17 protein-coding genes are annotated in these 17,196 nt (G+C 35.0%); 8 read left to right on the forward strand and 9 right to left on the reverse strand.

Annotation, left to right across the window (positions count from 1 at the left end; all coding sequences use genetic code 11):
• The first annotated feature begins 485 nt into the window (after window positions 1-485).
• Complete coding sequence (locus PH210_RS23850) at window positions 486-1,289, forward strand: N-acetylmuramoyl-L-alanine amidase family protein (RefSeq protein WP_289988872.1); 804 nt, start codon at window positions 486-488, stop codon at window positions 1,287-1,289.
• A 99-nt stretch (window positions 1,290-1,388) separates the two neighbouring features.
• Here the strand turns inward: PH210_RS23850 and PH210_RS23855 are convergent, their stop codons facing one another.
• The gene (locus PH210_RS23855) at window positions 1,389-1,661 is read right to left on the reverse strand and encodes a helix-turn-helix domain-containing protein (RefSeq protein ID WP_289988873.1); all 273 of its coding nucleotides are present in this window, start codon (window positions 1,659-1,661) and stop codon (window positions 1,389-1,391) included.
• A 567-nt stretch (window positions 1,662-2,228) separates the two neighbouring features.
• Window positions 2,229-2,435, reverse strand: coding sequence for a helix-turn-helix domain-containing protein (locus PH210_RS23860; RefSeq protein ID WP_289988874.1), 207 nt, complete (start codon window positions 2,433-2,435; stop codon window positions 2,229-2,231).
• A gap of 375 nt (window positions 2,436-2,810) precedes the next feature.
• Here PH210_RS23860 and PH210_RS23865 point away from each other — a divergent pair, with 375 nt between their 5' ends.
• Complete coding sequence (locus tag PH210_RS23865) at window positions 2,811-4,145, forward strand: hypothetical protein (protein ID WP_289988875.1); 1,335 nt, start codon at window positions 2,811-2,813, stop codon at window positions 4,143-4,145.
• Between the two features lie 54 nt (window positions 4,146-4,199).
• Here PH210_RS23865 and PH210_RS23870 read toward each other — a convergent pair whose 3' ends face one another.
• From PH210_RS23870 to PH210_RS23890, 5 genes are all read right to left on the reverse strand, one after another.
• The gene (locus tag PH210_RS23870; RefSeq protein WP_289988876.1) at window positions 4,200-5,033 is read right to left on the reverse strand and encodes a protein phosphatase 2C domain-containing protein; all 834 of its coding nucleotides are present in this window, start codon (window positions 5,031-5,033) and stop codon (window positions 4,200-4,202) included.
• A 628-nt stretch (window positions 5,034-5,661) separates the two neighbouring features.
• Window positions 5,662-5,928 carry a hypothetical protein gene (locus tag PH210_RS23875; protein WP_289988877.1) on the reverse strand — a complete coding sequence of 89 codons (267 nt, stop codon included), beginning with the start codon at window positions 5,926-5,928 and terminating at the stop codon, window positions 5,662-5,664.
• Window positions 5,929-5,995: 67 nt separating this feature from the next.
• Window positions 5,996-6,244, reverse strand: a complete 249-nt coding sequence (locus tag PH210_RS23880; protein ID WP_289988878.1) for a helix-turn-helix domain-containing protein — start codon at window positions 6,242-6,244, stop codon at window positions 5,996-5,998.
• Window positions 6,222-6,884 carry a competence protein ComK gene (locus PH210_RS23885; RefSeq protein ID WP_289988879.1) on the reverse strand — a complete coding sequence of 221 codons (663 nt, stop codon included), beginning with the start codon at window positions 6,882-6,884 and terminating at the stop codon, window positions 6,222-6,224. The genes PH210_RS23880 and PH210_RS23885 overlap by 23 nt, the downstream gene beginning before the upstream one ends.
• A 344-nt stretch (window positions 6,885-7,228) precedes the next feature.
• Window positions 7,229-8,101, reverse strand: a complete 873-nt coding sequence (locus PH210_RS23890) for a hypothetical protein (RefSeq protein WP_289988880.1) — start codon at window positions 8,099-8,101, stop codon at window positions 7,229-7,231.
• A gap of 1,032 nt (window positions 8,102-9,133) precedes the next feature.
• Between PH210_RS23890 and PH210_RS23895 the strand changes: the two genes are divergently transcribed.
• Together PH210_RS23895 and PH210_RS23900 are read left to right on the forward strand one after the other, a co-directional pair.
• Window positions 9,134-10,297, forward strand: a complete 1,164-nt coding sequence (locus PH210_RS23895; protein ID WP_289988881.1) for a hypothetical protein — start codon at window positions 9,134-9,136, stop codon at window positions 10,295-10,297.
• 465 nt (window positions 10,298-10,762) lie between these two features.
• A complete protein-coding gene (locus PH210_RS23900) occupies window positions 10,763-11,095 on the forward strand; it encodes a hypothetical protein (RefSeq protein WP_289988882.1) in 333 nt (110 codons plus the stop codon).
• A 130-nt stretch (window positions 11,096-11,225) separates the two neighbouring features.
• On the opposite strand, the gene PH210_RS23905 is transcribed toward PH210_RS23900, so the two are convergent.
• Window positions 11,226-12,134: a peptidoglycan recognition protein family protein gene (locus tag PH210_RS23905; protein ID WP_289988883.1), complete on the reverse strand. Its 909-nt coding sequence runs from the start codon at window positions 12,132-12,134 to the stop codon at window positions 11,226-11,228.
• A 1,302-nt stretch (window positions 12,135-13,436) separates the two neighbouring features.
• Window positions 13,437-14,033 carry a CBO0543 family protein gene (locus tag PH210_RS23910; protein ID WP_289988884.1) on the reverse strand — a complete coding sequence of 199 codons (597 nt, stop codon included), beginning with the start codon at window positions 14,031-14,033 and terminating at the stop codon, window positions 13,437-13,439.
• 1,247 nt (window positions 14,034-15,280) lie between these two features.
• On the opposite strand from PH210_RS23910, the gene PH210_RS23915 reads away from it, so the two are divergent.
• From PH210_RS23915 to PH210_RS23925, 4 genes are all read left to right on the forward strand, one after another.
• Complete coding sequence (locus tag PH210_RS23915; protein WP_289988885.1) at window positions 15,281-15,532, forward strand: hypothetical protein; 252 nt, start codon at window positions 15,281-15,283, stop codon at window positions 15,530-15,532.
• 56 nt (window positions 15,533-15,588) lie between these two features.
• Window positions 15,589-15,870: a lecithin retinol acyltransferase family protein gene (locus PH210_RS29830; protein WP_354670015.1), complete on the forward strand. Its 282-nt coding sequence runs from the start codon at window positions 15,589-15,591 to the stop codon at window positions 15,868-15,870.
• A 110-nt stretch (window positions 15,871-15,980) separates the two neighbouring features.
• On the forward strand, window positions 15,981-16,598 hold the full coding sequence (locus PH210_RS23920) for a PD-(D/E)XK nuclease family protein (RefSeq protein ID WP_289988886.1): 618 nt from the start codon (window positions 15,981-15,983) through the stop codon (window positions 16,596-16,598).
• Complete coding sequence (locus PH210_RS23925; RefSeq protein WP_289988887.1) at window positions 16,588-16,968, forward strand: hypothetical protein; 381 nt, start codon at window positions 16,588-16,590, stop codon at window positions 16,966-16,968. The genes PH210_RS23920 and PH210_RS23925 overlap by 11 nt, the downstream gene beginning before the upstream one ends.
• The last annotated feature ends 228 nt before the right edge of the window (window positions 16,969-17,196 follow it).

A 17,196-nucleotide genomic window follows, 5' to 3' on the forward strand; every position in this document is an offset into this window, starting at 1 on the left:
CAAAATAGTTCCAAGGTAATAAAACCGTAAGTAAGGCTCTTTTTCATTTTTTTCTTTTTCAACATTTCTTCGGGGGTAAGCCAATAACTTTTAGACATCTGTATTCTCCTTTTTCTTGTTGTTTCAGTTTGGTGATCTTAATAAAACTAGAAGAGATTTTTTAATAGTAAAAATGTCCTGAATATAAATACCGAAATATTATACAAAAAAATGGCGGTAATTGTAACGGTTTTGGAAAAATACAATTCTGGTAAAAAATGATAATTTTATTGAAAAGCTAGCAAAATCAATGATTAAATTAATTCACCCTGATTCTGGAGTTTACGTTTTGGTGTTTAAATTTGTTGAGTTTTGGAAGTGTAGAAATCATTGATTTTTATTGTGAAAATCTGCCATCGGAGGTAAAATAGGACTTATGCTTCATAATAAATTAGTAATCTAGCAATTTATTACTGGAGTATATATACATACAGGAGGATTTATTCATGCGGAAAATTATTGCACTATCAAGTTTTGTGTTCCTTTTCCTTCTAGCAGTGCTGCCAGCTACTGTTTCTCACGCTGCAGAAACAAACGCAAACGCTGTTAAAATAACTGGAATTACATTCGTCACCGACAAAGGTGAAATTCATGCTGATAGGGACGGAAACGACTTTTCTTTAAGCTTAGTCGGATTTCCTGGAGACGCTAAAGTACAGGCGGTTAAAGTAACTTCCGATACGGCAGCTACTATATCACTGCTTTCTAAATCTGATGAAATGTATTCTGATGCAGTTGACGCTCAATTTGTAAATGGTGCAGCTGTCATTAACAAGGAAAAGGTTAAAAATTGGTCTACTAACAATAATGATGACACTTACTATTTCTTATTCCCTAAACAAGCTAATACTGACTACTTGTTTACTGTTCAAGAATTAAGAGACGTCATTACTGAGTATGATTTATTTCTAGAAGGAAATGGCTTTGTTGCAGATGCACAAGGTAACCAGTCTCCATTTTCTTTAGCAGTTGAAACAGAAGGCTGGAAATGGGAAAACGGAAAATGGTATTACTACAACGATCATGCAGTAAAATTAACTGGCTGGCTTGAAGTCGGAGAAGATTGGTACTACCTAGGCAAAGATGGCGCAATGGCAACCGGCTGGGTGAATGTCAAAGGAGCTTGGTACTTTTTAAAATCATCTGGTGCAATGGCGACCGGCTGGGTAAAAGATAAAGGAACTTGGTACTTTTTAAAATCATCTGGTGCAATGGCAATCCTATATGTTTCAATGAAATATTTTTATTGACAGAACTTTTAAGGTACAATTCATTGCGAAATCAACAAATCCCCTCCAAAGTGGAAGGGCTTTAATATTTACTTGGTTTTTAGGCATGGGGAATTTCTATTAATGATGATCATCATTAGTGCCTTTCTCCCAATCTGCTAGTAAACCATTATCTTCTATAATTTTAAAAATCTCACTCGGTTTCATATCCAGCTTTTTTGCAATTCTTGTGAATGCTTCTAGACCAGGATAGTACTCATCTTTTTCAATGGAAACCATGGCCCTTGTGCTTAAGTTGCTGCGAAATGCTAATTCCTCTTGAGTAAGTCCTTTTGTACGCCTTAATCTTACTATTAATTTTCCAAACGTTAATTTCTCATTACCTTTTTTCAAGGAAATTTCTCCTTTTTAATCCATTAGATAATGAAGAACTGGAAAGAACCATGAAGTATACTGCATAAAAGATGGATGGTTAGAGGAAAAATATTTAGTCTAACTCAAAAAAGAATGATAACACATTGAAACAATTCAGTGATTTTTTCGAAGGGGATATGGGGCATAATCGGATAAGAAAATATATACACTAGTTTATAATTAAAAAGTTCCTACATTTCAAGATAGGTGACAAACAATGACATTTTATTTTCAACTTTTTCAGCACAAATGCAATTAATGAATGATCAGGTTATTATTTAATCAAACGTTTGATTGGAGTAGGAAAAACTAAGAAATAGTCGAAAAAAGGGTTTCCAAAAGAATGTTGTCATTTCCTGGAGAATATTTGTATTTCCAGTAAAAAAAACGAAACTCTCTAAAACAAGGCTTACAGCAGATTTAACCAAACGTTTGATTTATGTAGATGTTTAGTAAGGGTTTTCGAAGTTTATTCTTAGTTTAGAAGGAAGATGAATTCCTATATTAATAAAGACCACTATCTTGATCCACTGTTGTTTAGCTTAATCAATTTTTCATATTTTTTTCTATTTCTTTAATTAGTTCAGATGCCTCCATATTAAAAGCCTTTGCAATAGAAAAGATGGTACCATGCCCTGGCTCCTGTTTATTTCTTTCTAGGTTGCAGTTCAGGCTTAGTTCTTCTTGTGTCAGGTTATGTTCATTTCTCAATCTCTTTAAAACCTCACCGATAGGAAAATTGAACTTTTTCATGAAATGCCTCCTTTTAACTCTATTAAATTATGAGATCATTCCATTTTCCATGAACATTATTTCACAATAGTTTCTATGAGGAAACTATTTTGGTTGATATCAATAATTATTTTGGTAAATCACACTTAACAATCATTTAATTTAATAGAAGGGCATTAATAACTGCGTATTACTAAGAAAGTTAAAGCATTAGAAAAACTACCGATTCTCACTATAGAGGATTTTTCAGTCAGGAAGTGTTCTCTAAGATTTTTGACAATCTATTTTCAATCCTTGATTGCACTTTTTTCAAGCGCTCTATCAATTTGGCAATCTAGTCCTTTTCATATAAAATGGATTAATAAGGAAGGTAGCTTGTTGTTTAGGGGGATTTACGTGAGATTAAGACTCAAATTTAGGATGTATGTTGATTACTTCCGCTATTTAGCATCGATACAAAAGAAGGAAACATTTATGTTATTGGTGGACTTGGTTACTTTCATCCTTTCCACCTTTGCATTCATATCCCAGTGGATTCATCAATTTGAAGGACCAGGATTCGGTTTTTCTATCATTATGCTATTTCTGCTTTCACTTGTAAAATTGGGTTATGATACATACAAAATGGGATCGGATATTATCAAATATAAACATTCTGATCAATATGAAATTAAAGCGAAGGATAAAATCATTATTTATGATGAATTTTTACCATTAAATGATTTGATTCCAAGTCAAATGGAAGAAAGAATTCACTATGAGAAGGTGGAGATTGTCCATCAAAATGATTTTGTCTTTTATTCTCCCAAGGTAGACCGCCATTTGCGGACCACGAATTTAAGACTGTCGGAAAACAAATTAAAGGGGAAGAAAATCAAAAAGATCATTAGTGACGATAAAGAAGTACTGATTCCTTTCTTAAACTATCAATTTGCTCATTCGATGGCTGACAAAAAGTATTTTTATAATGAACAAAAATTGTGCTTATCTGAAGACCTGGATATCACGCAAATTGATGCTTGTTGTCACAAGGGGAGCTATTTCGATTCCTTTTTAACTAACCATGTCAGTACGAAACAACTATATTCGAAGAGTAATAACCGAGTCATCTATGATGGAACGAATTATTTTCCAGTTGCTTATGCGAAGGACGTAAACGAATTACGCCTCTTAGAAATTAATTTTTCTGATATGAACAATGAAATTGGTGTATCAACTCTTGGATTTACGGCAGATAACTACTTGGTAATTTGGAAACAAAATGCACATGCCCAATCGAGCAATAACTTATTTGTTCCAACCGGAAGCGGCTCGTGTGATTGGAAGGATATCATCGATCAAGATTTCACGAAAACGATAACCAATGGCATGGGGCGGGAACTGTGGGAAGAAAGTGGTAAAACTTCTTTAGGTAAGTCCCACCGTACCATCGGCAAAACGAAGCTTTTAGGATTCTTTCGCTGGGTCAAACGGGGTGGCAAACCGGAATTTGTCGGGTTAACCAAGTTGGATGTGAAGGCATCCCAGCTTGATCCAGAAATCGAAGAGGTAAGAAAGTCCAGATCTCGGCATATGTGGAGGATTGAAGATCTCACTGAGCTGAAAAAAGTGATAAAAGAAATTCAGGCACACAAAGAAACATCCATTCCACTTTTCATGTGTCTCAAGAGCTTGGAAGTTTACATGGAGGAAAATCCCGAGGAATTAAGGGAGCTTTTGAATATTAGATAGTTGGAAAAGGCCTGTCAGTTCGGTTTTGGTAGACTGACAGGCTTTCGTTCGTTTTTAGCTGTTTTCAATGAGAATCACCGTTAAATCATCCGATTTCTTAGGTCTTGGATAGAGCACACAATTGGAATCTTGCTCTTCAGTCGCTCGTACTTGTTTTATCGTGTTTTGGATTGCTGCTTCATTGAAGGAAAAGTCGTGTATATCGATTAACTTATATAATTCAAATAGAGAGGCATATCCGTCACTAAATAATAGGACTTTGGCGTTCTTTGCTACTTCCATTTTCCCAGTGATCCCATGAGGAATACCCTTCCCATCGATGGAACCGACCCAATAACCATTTTCTTTGTTAAGGAGTTTACGAGTATTCATTAGGGCCTCTAGCTTTAATCTTTCTCTTTCCTCGGGCGGAGCTATCGATTGAATTGTTATAATCGCCTGTTTATTTCGTTCATTAAATCTTTCGAGTCGTTTATCTGTTAGATACGTAATGGTGCCGTCTGATGACTCAAGCAGTGCGCCACAATCCCCTAAAACATAATATTCGAGCTGCTGGTCGATGATTCTGACCATTGCAATCGTAAATGTTGGCAGTTCATACTCTTTGATTGTATCCAGATCCTCTTTTATTCGATAGGCATCTTGTTCTATTTGCTGTACGGTTTGTAATAGGATGTCCTCTAGTGATAGGGCATCATCAACAAAGTCAGGAAGCCGGTTATTGATTTGTTCTGCCAACCAAACTACATCGTTTTGATTAGAAAAAAAGTTTTTTTGAAATAGAGGGGTAGCTCCATCAATTACCCAAACTACGTTTTTACTTATGCCGACTTGATCCTCATTATATTTGGCGATGCCTTTTTCGGTGTAAGAGAAGAGTTTTTTCATGAGTTTTCCTTTCTTCTTTTGGATAGTTTTACTGCTCTAATAACCTTATTCTACCATGCTTTGAAAATGCCTAAATGAAAAAGCTGGCAAGCGAAGGTCTAACCTGTTATTTCCATCCAAAAATGACTGAAAGTTGACGTTAGTGCCTGTCCAGAATTTGACGAGGGTCATGCATTTTAAATATGAGAAGTGAAAATAGATGTCTCCTCATAATATAACTGCGCTATCAGCATAACTAACTTTTTTTATTTATTTTGAAGAAGGAAAGGGGGCTTATTATTAGTTCTTTTCCTTGTTTGATATATATCACCATAACTGAAAAAGGTTTATGGCATTTCTCGACATTTTTTTTGTGATTTTTAGTGCAAAATCTAGGAATAGAGTGTACAAGGATCACTTTTAAACAAACGTTTAATTAACTGACAAAAAATTCATCTACTGATTTAATAAAATCCTGTTGTAGTAGGGGTTGCGGCATATTTAATTAAATGATTGATTAGTTTGATGTTGTTATAATTTGTAGAAGTGTGCATTAATTAATTCAAGTTTATCGGCCTCAAGAAGGGTCACCTAATTTAGTGCAGAGCCATTACTAAGTAGTAGTGGCTCTGTTTTGTGATTTATTTTTTTATAATAGGTCTGGGTAATTGTAACATTTCGCTTCATTTATCATGCCGAAATCTTTTTTAGATAAATGAGGGTAGAGGTCCAGATTGATTTCTCTTATAAAACCGTATTCTGCGTTATGTGTAATGATAAGTTTCTTAGACGTGGCAAGATGGCCGTCTGCATATTTTCCAATTTGATTAATCATATCAGGCATCGATTTTCCCTTTAGATAATATTCATCGGTAAAGCCCAGTTTATCTGTTACGTATAATATAAAGTACCTCATAACATACGACCCCCAGCCACTCTATAATTAGTAATTTCAATCTTCCAATAGATTTAGTAAAAATCCATTATGCATGAATTGGCAGCAATACTGGATGTTGTTCAATTTCTATCATAAATTCTGAAGCTCTCATCCCAAGCCCGGAAGCAGGGGTTAAGATGGTAATAAAGCCAGGCAGTTCGAGATTTCTTTCAAGAAGACTAATATAGGAACGATCCAAAACGCTGCGTTCGGCGAGTTCTTCCTGCGATAGATTCCGTTCCTTTCGCAGCCTTCTTAATGCCATTCCAAAATCAATGTTCCAGTGATAATCCAACAGGGTGCTCCTCCTTTGATAAGTAGCTCTGGAATAACCAGTTATCCTTATTATTTTTTTCTTCTTCTAAAACACCAAAGTTATATTTTCCTGACTTTTCCTTGAGGAGCTGGTGTCTTTTTGGCGGTTCCAGATAATAGAGAATCGGACTTGGATGAGTCCCTCTTTCAATCGCAAGTCGTTTTAAATGTTTGGCTTTCTGAAGTTTTTCATTAAAAGGAGCTAATTTTGTATCAACAATGATGAAATGGCCATTGCTCAATTCCACCTCCGTCTTGTTTCCGGTGGCTTTGGTGTTGATAATATGTTCAGGATTAAACCAGATGCAGTCTATTTTATTTGGTGATTTACTTGGAAAAAGGCAAATGCCTTGATAGGGATTCACCATGATGGGACACTTCATTGTTTTGTTTAAAATGGATCTTGCCCCTGTCATTGCTCCCCGTAAATCAAAGCCTATGTATTGTAATGTATCATCCAATAGATGTAGAGGAGTTTTGTCCACCAGAAAAGTCATTTTTCCTGCCATGATCCTTGAACACGGCTTCCCATATTGGTCATATTCCCCCATCATTAGGATCACTTTTTTCTCAATAAAGTAACGTTCAATTTTAATCGTTCTCCACTCCTTTAACCCCAATAAATAAAAACATTTACGTTCTACTATCTCTGTAATGGACAATGAAGAATAAAACGATAGAGCTGTTTCGATTGTTTTAGAATTTTATCCCTCCTTTGCCGAGGACAATTGACCCGTATTTTTATGATGGATATTTCATTTTCCAGGTTAGGCCGCTTTAGACCTTATACATGATGGAATTCATTTTGAAGATATGGGAGCGCTTTCCTTACAAATCTATTAAACAGCAAATAGGACTTTTGTACTGCAGTCTATAGTAAACAAGATTCGCCAAATTTCATGGAGATTTTGACGAAATTGCGACAATTTTTGCGAGTGGACCATGGGGACGGTTCTTCTGGCTTTTACCAGCTATGAGAAGAGGACCCTGTGATCTCATTCCAGCCAATTCCAGTTTGGGTCAATGCTTCTATAAAAGAAAGCTGTCTAGGCGTTTTAGGCACCATTGCAGCGATTTTCTCCGAATAGAGCTTCATAAATTTGTTGTCTAGGATTCCATAAAAGTAGGCGATGGGATTTTTCACGCCATTGGTCAATTTCATTTTTCGAATCAGTTGTCTAAAGGCTTGGAGTGAGATATCTAGGATGTCATCTGTGTCATTCTGACACTCAAAGCGGAAAGCAGCAATTTGCACCATATGCCAAAATTCTTCTATCGTCTTGGCTTCGGAGAAAAAGCATTTTACCAGCTGGACAAAAGGCTGAGGGATTCGGTTGCTGACAAAATAGTGATCCAATTGTTGTTCAGACGTTTCGTTACGTTTATTTATCTTTTGTTCTTTTTCAGTTTTTAAAAGATTACTAGTTTCATTATGGTGGTTCATTTTTTCCACTTTGGGTGGTTCAGTAGATGGAAAACGATTAAACTGATACAGGTTGCTGGACTGCGAGCCGTTTTTCCTTTCTGTTTCAAAGACCGTGATGATTCCCAATTCTTTTGCTTTCAGAATCATCCGTTTAAAGGTAGACCTGGAGATGCCATTCTCCTGATATTGCTCGTGAATGGATTTTAAAATGGTGCCGATCTTGGCATTGCATACTCCTGGGATTTTGGCTGCAAAGCGCACGAGCCTTTTTAATCCGATGATTTCACCTTTTGTAAACTCATGCTTATGTTCTAATAACCACATCTCAATATGATGATTGAATTCCTGAAGGGAACTGAATTGTGAGTAATGCTGAAATCCTTCCGTATTGCCTGATTTAATGCCTGCCATTTAGGACACCCTCTCATCGTTTTTCTGCACTCTACGATATCGGGTTTGGGTGGGTAAATCGAATTTGCATTTTTCATTTTTGAGGCCCATTTTCGTACGAAACGTCAAAAAAAGCCTTCAAAAAATCATTTTTGAGGCTTTTTTTGCAATTTGGTGCGTTTTTACTATTATTTTTTTCGGTCTGAAACATTAACAAGTTTGGAGCTTAGCAAATTTAAGACCACCACTATGGGGTGATGGAAAGGCAGTTCCGTATTAGTCCAGATTCATTGATTATGAGATAGCTCTAAATGTATTTGGGATTTTAAATTTAACACCTGAATCCTCCAAATTATCGAGAACAAATCCAATATCATCGACAGACGAGTAATAAATGTTAAGTAAAATGTAGATAATCTTAATCTCCCATAAGCCTCTTTGGTATTCCAATTATTTGGTTTTGTTTCTCAAGAGAGACCAATTCCTTTTTTAACTGTCCAGCCCTGATCGTAATAAAAGGTTTTTCTGATTGACCACAATCCTCTTTATAAAAGTAACCTGCATGGATAGTCCAATAAAAAGGACCACGGGCACGTTGAAAACAAGCTGGCCCATATCCTCAAATAAAAAAACTTAATAGTGTATATGCTGTACAGTCATATTCTTTCACCTAGCTAGTTTGCAGGGTATATGGCGATTTCAGGAGAAACAGCATATCGCGTCCTGTCATTTCCTGCAAGCGCGCAAATAAGTTCCTTGACTTTATCAAACAAGCGAAAGTAAAAAAAGGATCAGGTGCACCGTTCCACACCCTACAAACACGGAACAAGAACTGGGTTAAAGGTACCCCCAATATTCGATTAGACTTCTATTTTTTTGCCACATATTACCTATGTATGATATTATTACCATTACAATGCAACCGGTATTACCCTATTTGTAATAGGTAATTATAACTATATAGAAAGGAGTAAAATTATCATTTAAATAGAATAAAAGACTAATACAGATTTAACAATTTTATATTTGAAGAATATCGGGGGGAGAATTATAATGAAAAAATTATTTGTTACAATTTTTACAGTTGCTTTCCTGTTAGTTGGAATTTCTTCAACTTCAGAAGCTGCAACTAAAACTGGTTGGGTCAAGTCAGCCGAACATTGGTTTTATTATCAATCAGGTCACTTGTATAAGGGGTGGCTAAAGTCAGGTAACTCTTGGTACTACATGGACAGTTCTGGAGTCATGAAAACAGGGTGGGTATATGTTAATAAAAATTGGTATTATTTAAACACCACAAATGGAGCCATGAAAACTGGATGGGTTAATTCAGGAGGAAAATGGTATTATCTAAATTCAAGTGGAGCCATGAAAACTGGATGGTTTTATACAGGAGGAAAATGGTATTATCTAAATTCAAGTGGAGCCATGCTGACGGGTTGGCAGACAATAGGCGGAAAACAGTATTATTTATATCCTTCAGGTGCTATGGCATCCAATACTACAGTAAGTGGAAAAACAATTGGCAGCGATGGGGTTGTCGTTTTATCAAAGGTCGATAAAGCACTTGAATCCTTAAAATCATTTGGTGCAACTGTGCATTCAGAAATAGAAAGTGATGGAGGCACCCTCTATAATATTCAAAAAGGGAATATAAATATTGGGTTCTTTATAGCAAGAACATCTGGACAAGATGAAGGATATGAAATTGGTTTTGTAACTCACACGTATACCGATTTGGCAGTTCAATTGGCTTTAGACCTCGGCTACAATGGAACGGTAGACGAAATTAAAAGTTTAATTAATAAACAGAATGGACCTTTTGACATCAGGTGGAATACCACACCGGTTCAACTTACTGCCCAACTTACAAAGGCGATAAATGATGTTGCTTCTTCAGGTGCAATTGCTAAACTTCAATTAAGTAATGAAATGGGCTATGTTTTTAATTACTACATTTTCAAAAATAATCAATATATCGGACAAATTTATGAGCTAGATTACCTAGGCGGACAAATTTCAGTTAATGGAAACGTTCAATATGCTGATTTGTTAGAAACGGTAGCACTAGACTTAGGGATTCCTAGTACCTCTGATCATTTAAAAACTTATGTTCAAAAAGTGATAAATGATCCAAGTTATATTGATTATGGAGTTAATTACCAGGTACGTTATTCCCCTGCGAATGAGGTACTAGTCATTAATTGGAACCTGTAAATAATAGTAGAATTTAGTGTAGAAAAACAGCATTTCCGATAAAAGATTGCTATTTTTTTAAAGTCATAATATTCATCTTCGATATTATTTCTTTTTTATCAATAACAATTTACTTTAAGTTGTAGGAACAGGTAACTTAAAAAAAAAACATATTCAACTATCTTGGGACTTTATCAAATAGTGGAAAAATAGTGAGCCTAAAATATGCAAGTTTTTACACACTACTTGCGTATTTTAGCTTTTTTTACGCTCAGAAAAAGATGCGTCCTTCGTGCCTTTCCTTCATTCCTTCTTTCCTCTTTATCGGTTGGATGGAGTTGAGGCATGCACGGATTAGTTGTGACAAAATTTCAAATTTATTCTGGATCACGCGTGCGAATAAAAAACAGCCAGATCATGATCGCAGTTTTTGAGAATAGCTGAATCAGATTGTGAGTGGGTAAATGGGCCATTTTAGGCAAGTGAATGAAGAAAACAATATTTAATGACTTAAAGGAAATGGTAGAACCGTATGATAAGAATCAACCGTACTATCGGTCCTTCAATCGTAAAAGTAACCCAGCTACTACTGATATTTTTATTGTATGTATTAATCCTGCAACGCTAATTTATGAAAATAATATTGAGATTGATGCATATGTTAATTTACTAATGAAATATGATGATTTTTATGATTTTTATCAAAAAGTTAGAGGAAAGAATGGCAAAACAAATATATCTAGAACAAGAATGGGCATTGTAGGTTTTGTGAATGAACTAAAGCATTATGTATTATGGAAAAAGTGGAGAGAGTTTTAGGGAGAATTTGATTAAATTTGTAAATGTAAATGATACTTGCGCAAATCGTAATTTAAAGGGCTTGTAGATTTAGAATAAAGTGGAGGCGGTAAAAAAATAACCCCCATCTCAACCGAGACAGGGGCTTTTACTATTTTACCAATTTAACGTATTCTGCTTTCACCCATGTGGATTGACCAAGGTCATAATAACCATCTTTGTAAGCATACACCAAGTAAGACTCGCCGCTGTTAATTTGTTTTTTATAATTACCATTTGGCGCATCGTACACATTGACTTTACCAGGGTATGTGACTTTTACAGCATCCCTCTTAAATATTACATTCTCTGCTTTTACCCAAGTAGATTGTCCAATATCAAAAAATCCATCCTTTTCGGCATAAACCCTATATGATGTGCCGCCAGGTACTTTTCTTTTGTAAAGACCATTAGGCGCTTCGTATGCATTTATACCATAGGCTTTGGGATAATCAATAGTTGCAGTCCCAAAGGTATTGTCGTTTCGGTTCAAGGTATTGTCGTTTAGGTTCAACGTATTGTTGTTTCGGTTCAACGTATTGTTTGCCCTACACATGTCAATAAAGTCCGACCAAGTGATCCCTTTACTGCCAGCTCTTAGATTTTTAGGACAATCTTTTCCACTCCAGTGATTGTGTTGCACCACATTAGTTATTGGAATATTAAACTGTATCATTAATTGTTTAGTAACTTCTACAGCATTTTCAACGGCTTTTAGAAAATTCCCATCGCTGTTCACACATATTTCTAAGTGAACAGAAGACCTATTTCCTGCACTCGTTCCGGCTGCCCATGCTACTTCATTAAACGGAATTGATTGAATCACCTGATGATCATCTACTTGAAGATGCCAAGAAGCCTTTCGGCTATTCCCTCGCTCCTGTAACCGAGCATGTGCTTCTGCATCTGCACCAGGATTAGGATTGTCGGTTTCATGAATGGTAATGTACTTTGGAACCAATTTTATCCCCGGACGAGTTTCCTTGTGGGATGCAGGAATTAAACGTTGAATGATTTCCATTACACATCATCTCCTTTAATCAATATTTTATGGTTGGAAGCTATTTTTCGTGAGGGCTCTTCCTAGACTTAGAGGTTAAGCTAACTTTTTTCGCATCCAGATGTGAATGGCCAAGGACGTATGCTGGGACCATTGATACGAGCGAAAACATGGAATCCTTATCTAAGCCCCAAATAAAATAATCGTTTGCAATAGCCGTTACCACACCAGAAAAGTGACAAGAAATTTACGAGATCCTAACTTCTTTTTCATTCACGATTACGATTAAAGGTTAAAAAGAAGATGATGTGACTTAATACTGTGCATAATACTGCTAATAATGGAATCAATACTTGTGCTTCCAAGAGTCTACCATTCTTCCAAAAAAAGTTTTCATGTTTATGTTCCAATCATCACATCTCGAAGTGATGATTGAATTCCTGAAGGAAAATGAACTGCGAGAACTGCAGGAATCTTTCCGTATTCCAAGATTTAATACCTGTCATTTATGACACCCATTCATCGTTTTTCTGCACCCTACTATATTGGGTCTGGAGGAGTAAATCGAATTCGCAGTTTTCATTTTTGAAGCCCATTTTCGTACGAAACGTCAAAAAAAGCCCTCTAAAAATAATTTTTGAAGGCTTTTTTGCAATTTGGTGCGTTTTTTACATTTTTTTAAAATTTAACGAGTTTTTTTATTTGAGCTCAGCAAATATAGGACCACTCCAATGGGGTGGGAGGAAGCTAGCTACGTTTCAGACTAGAATCATCGTTTAAGGATAAAACAATATATGATGCTAATAAGACTTAGCAAAGAACCTCAAGCTTGCTATAAGCACAGTTTCGATTCAGCCGCTTCCCAAGGTTCCTTTTTAAAAAGGTTGGATCGAAACAAATTTTGACAATATGTTCATCCGTTAAGAGGGGCAAATTCATATTTGAAGTATCGTAATGCCGTTTTTAATTAAACGATTGATTAGTGTTGAAAAATTGGAAATATAATCGAACGATGTAAGTTTAAGAGAAACGGGTCAGGTATTGGGGAATTGTGAATACTAATGAAGTCTAATATTTATTGCCTATTTCAACAAGGTTTTCATGAGTTTATGGGGGAATGGGGACGACCTATGATCTCATTCCAGCAAATTCCAGTCTAGGTCAATGCCTCCTATAAAAGGAAGAGATCTAGGCGCTTTAAGCATCATTGCAGCGATCTTCTCCGAATAAAGCTTCATAAATTTGTTGTCCAGGATTCCATAAAAGTAGGCGGTGCTTTCACTTGAGATAATAAATATGAAGTGAAATTAAAGAAAAGCACCCTTATTTTGGGGATGCTTTACTATCTTTATTCTGGGTTGAGAATTCGGGTTTATATAATTTATGAAATAACCATGTTATAACTTTTGCTATCAATAGTACAATTACGTACCCCAAAAATAAATGAAAATAATTAATTTCACCGTACATTCTAAAAAGACCTATACTTACTAAAATAGGTTTTAAAATAAATGCAAATATAGCAGCAGTTATTAAAGCGTATAGGTAAAAATTTTTATGATTGTTTAATGTCCATTGGTAAATGAGCATGAAAGCCACAGGGACCATTGAGGTGTCCAATGAGACACTTGGAAGTGCAGGAAAAATCTGATAAGGGTAATGCCAATACCCTCTATTTATACCGTATAAATCGATAAATGTAAAAAAAACATGAACACTATATCCAAAAAAACCCATTATAAATACTTTACTTCGGTCAATTTTGAAGTAAAGAATAACCAATGGGACTAATAGAATAGCAATCATTACCCAAAACTGCCACGTAGAAGGGTTAGAATAGTTTATCCAATAATTAATTATAGAATCAGTATTCTCTTTTCTGTCATATACAATTTTGTCAAATTCACGTAAACGATTCAATTTTGCTCCTCCTTAACCTCGCAGTATACAGTTAGTATCACCTAATATATTTAGTTTATTAGTAATTAAATAAAAAAGTGATTTAATGTACATTTGGAGGAAATAAGTCATTATATGATTAAAGACCTTGGTTTTCCAAGGTCAATTTTTTTATGTCAAAAAGCAACAATCACTCCGAAACAATCTACAATTTCATGTTCTGCAACTACCTTTTCGCTTCCTATTAACTATTAACCATTCCTTCTTCAACAAACCTGCTGATTGTTCAATAGGAACAGCTGATAGAATGTATAAATATTTAGTAATTGTACAGCTTTCCTTAAAGAAAAAATCCATAGCGATTAATAAACATACTGCCAAAACATACAATAATTAAATGCTAGAAACACTCTAAATGATGGTATAGAACCTAACAAAGAGTTACGCGCTAGCCATTGACACATTTTCCAATCAGCATCATCTTGCCATGGCTCCTCTTTAAAAAGATTGGATGGAAACATATTTTGACAATATGTTCATCCGTAAGGAGGGATAAACTCACAATTGAAGCACCCTAATGCAGTTTTTAATTAAACGATTGATTAATGTTGAAAAGTTGGGAATTAAATAGAACGATGTAAGTTAAGAGAAACGTGTCGGGTATTGCAGAATGGCGACCTTCTATCTGCAGTATTCTTATACGGTTCTCGACAATCTTCAATCTGGCTAAGTGGTGGAAATCTTTATATATCAGTATTCGCAGCTTTTTTAATCAATCGATTGATTAATATATTCTATTTAGAATTTAGCCGAAAGGATGTCGTTTATAGATTAGTAGCGTGAACCCCAATAAAATCTAATATTTATTGCATGTTTCAACAAGTTTTTCATGAGTTTAGAGAGGGAAGTGCTTATAATTCAAGGTTTGCAGCAGAACTAATTAAACGTTTGTTTAAAAGGGAAAATTGACTGAAAAACAAGAAAATCGTTGTAAATAGATTGGGCGTTCATATCATTTATCGTAATGAATGGTTAGCAAATATTATGGTGTTACCAGATTTTGTACCCGAATAAAAATTAGCTCTTATTTAGATAGAATATACACAGTATCATCTCTAATCGTGATAGGATATAAGTACTGGGAACATTTTACCATATAGATATGCTCATTTATTTTTGCACTATTTTTAGGATGTAAAAACCATAAATTTTAGGGAGAATTTGATTCATTATATAAATCGATATTAGGTAATGTTAGGAGAGTTTCAATGGCCAATTTTTTTAAAAGATTAAAAGAAAATACGGAAGTAGCGAATTATGGGATTTTTGGTGGACTTGTACTAACAAGGGTAGAGGATTTAGAAAAATCATTGAACAAAGCTGATCATACTGTTCAAAGTGTGTTTAATGGGAAAGCAGGACTTGGTGATATCTATATTCAAAAGTCGAACCCTTATGTGGGAGATATAATTGGCAGGCGTATTGGAAAAGGCCTAATTGCACAACATTACGGAGTTTAAATAGGCGATAATAAGGTTATTCATTACGGAAAAATTAATGGTTCAAAAAAAATAAAATCTTAAAAACAAGCATTGATGAATTCTTAGATGGTGAAGAAGAATATTTTTCAGTTGATTTCGATGAGTTTGAAGAAACCATTGAATCATTAGGATTGTCTCTATACACACCAGAGGAAACAATTAAGAGAGCATATAAAAAGATTAATCAAGGAGAGGGAAGTTATAACCTTATATTTAACAACTGTGAACATTTTGCTTTTTGGTGTAAAACCGGTGTTAAATATTCGCAGCAAATTAATCAGATTCTGAAGCTTCCCAAAACTTTAATTAAGAAATAACATTTGGGTATATTGATATAAACCATGATACACAAAAAGAGGCAATTGGCGTTGCTAGAGATATAGTTGGTGTCCTGTTTAAACTAACTGGACACAGACGGGGGGATATTATGGATCATTCACTATTAAAGAGATTTGCAGAGATTAAAAATTCACTTTCTGAAGAACGTGAAACATTTTTTGATATTTGTGGGTATCCTCATTATGAAAATGTTGTTTCGAATGTATTAGCCTTCTTTTTTGATCCAGGAAAAGGACATGGATTAGGAACACTATGTATAGAAGCAATCATGCAAGTTCTTGAATCTAAAACATATGGAGTAGATGGGTTTTGGGAAGTGGAAAGGGAAGTAAGGACAGATAAAGGAAACTATATTGATATTGTCTTGCGAAGTGATAATACTGTCATTGTGATAGAAAACAAGATTTATGCATCTGTATACAATGATCTTCAAGACTACATAGGATTTATTCAGGGAAAGAATCAAGATAAGAAGATTTATGGAGTAGTATTGTGCTTGCAACCACCGAATCACGAAGGATTTATTAATGAATTTAAAGTTGTCACATATGATGAATTTTTTGGAAGGGTACGACAACTATTAGGATATTCCATTGAGAAGGCAGATTCACGATACTTGCCATTACTGACCGATCTAATGACAAATGTAAGGAAGCTGAAAGTAGGGACAAAAATGGACAGCAATTTTTTCAAATTTGAACCGTGATCAATTAAGGAGCAAAGTAAAGCAAATAAAAGAATTGGTTCCCGACCAAATAGAAGGAATTTCAATCATTAAATTTGAATGGAGAGAGCCAAATCAGTTATTTGATATAGCCGTATCAGAGTTTGTTCTGAATAACGGAGTAAAACTGGTCATTGACTCTAAGTTTGACTATTCAGGTTGGGCATTTGAGATTTTTCAAAGAGGAAACCTTAAAGATTTTGATGTGGAGGATTATTGTCATAAGAGAAGTATTTCAGGGGTAAGAATAGGAGAAGGGTATAAATGGGAGGAGTTATTTCCTTTCGATGAAGAGATACCAAAAGTAGCAGATAAAATTACGGAACTTATTCGATTGCTTACTAAGGAGTAGAAGCGATTGGCTCATTAAATCGAATTTGCATTTTCATTTTTGAGGCCTATTTTCGCGCGAAACGTCAAAAAAAGCCCTCAAAAAATCGTTTTTGAAGGCTTTTTTTGCAATTTGGTGCGTTTTTGCTATTATTTTAGTCAAGTCCTGATTATTGTGTAAAATCAAAAGCAATTGTTTTCAGCTCTACCTTTTATGATCTTTATCCATACCCTTTTATTTTTTTGGGCG

This window comes from Paenibacillus sp. BSR1-1 (genome assembly GCF_030403775.1).
Lineage (GTDB): Bacteria > Bacillota > Bacilli > Bacillales > Cytobacillaceae > Neobacillus.

Bases quoted from the DNA above. Each gene is read 5' to 3' on its own strand.
- PH210_RS23850 (WP_289988872.1), top strand. From the start codon at position 486: ATGCGGAAAATTATTGCACTATCAAGTTTTGTGTTCCTTTTCCTTCTA.
- PH210_RS23860 (WP_289988874.1), bottom strand. From the start codon at position 2,435: ATGAAAAAGTTCAATTTTCCTATCGGTGAGGTTTTAAAGAGATTGAGA.
- PH210_RS23870 (WP_289988876.1), bottom strand. From the start codon at position 5,033: ATGAAAAAACTCTTCTCTTACACCGAAAAAGGCATCGCCAAATATAAT.
- PH210_RS23875 (WP_289988877.1), bottom strand. From the start codon at position 5,928: ATGAGGTACTTTATATTATACGTAACAGATAAACTGGGCTTTACCGAT.
- PH210_RS23890 (WP_289988880.1), bottom strand. From the start codon at position 8,101: ATGGCAGGCATTAAATCAGGCAATACGGAAGGATTTCAGCATTACTCA.
- PH210_RS23895 (WP_289988881.1), top strand. From the start codon at position 9,134: ATGAAAAAATTATTTGTTACAATTTTTACAGTTGCTTTCCTGTTAGTT.
- PH210_RS23900 (WP_289988882.1), top strand. From the start codon at position 10,763: ATGAAGAAAACAATATTTAATGACTTAAAGGAAATGGTAGAACCGTAT.
- PH210_RS23905 (WP_289988883.1), bottom strand. From the start codon at position 12,134: ATGGAAATCATTCAACGTTTAATTCCTGCATCCCACAAGGAAACTCGT.
- PH210_RS23915 (WP_289988885.1), top strand. From the start codon at position 15,281: ATGGCCAATTTTTTTAAAAGATTAAAAGAAAATACGGAAGTAGCGAAT.
- PH210_RS23920 (WP_289988886.1), top strand. From the start codon at position 15,981: ATGGATCATTCACTATTAAAGAGATTTGCAGAGATTAAAAATTCACTT.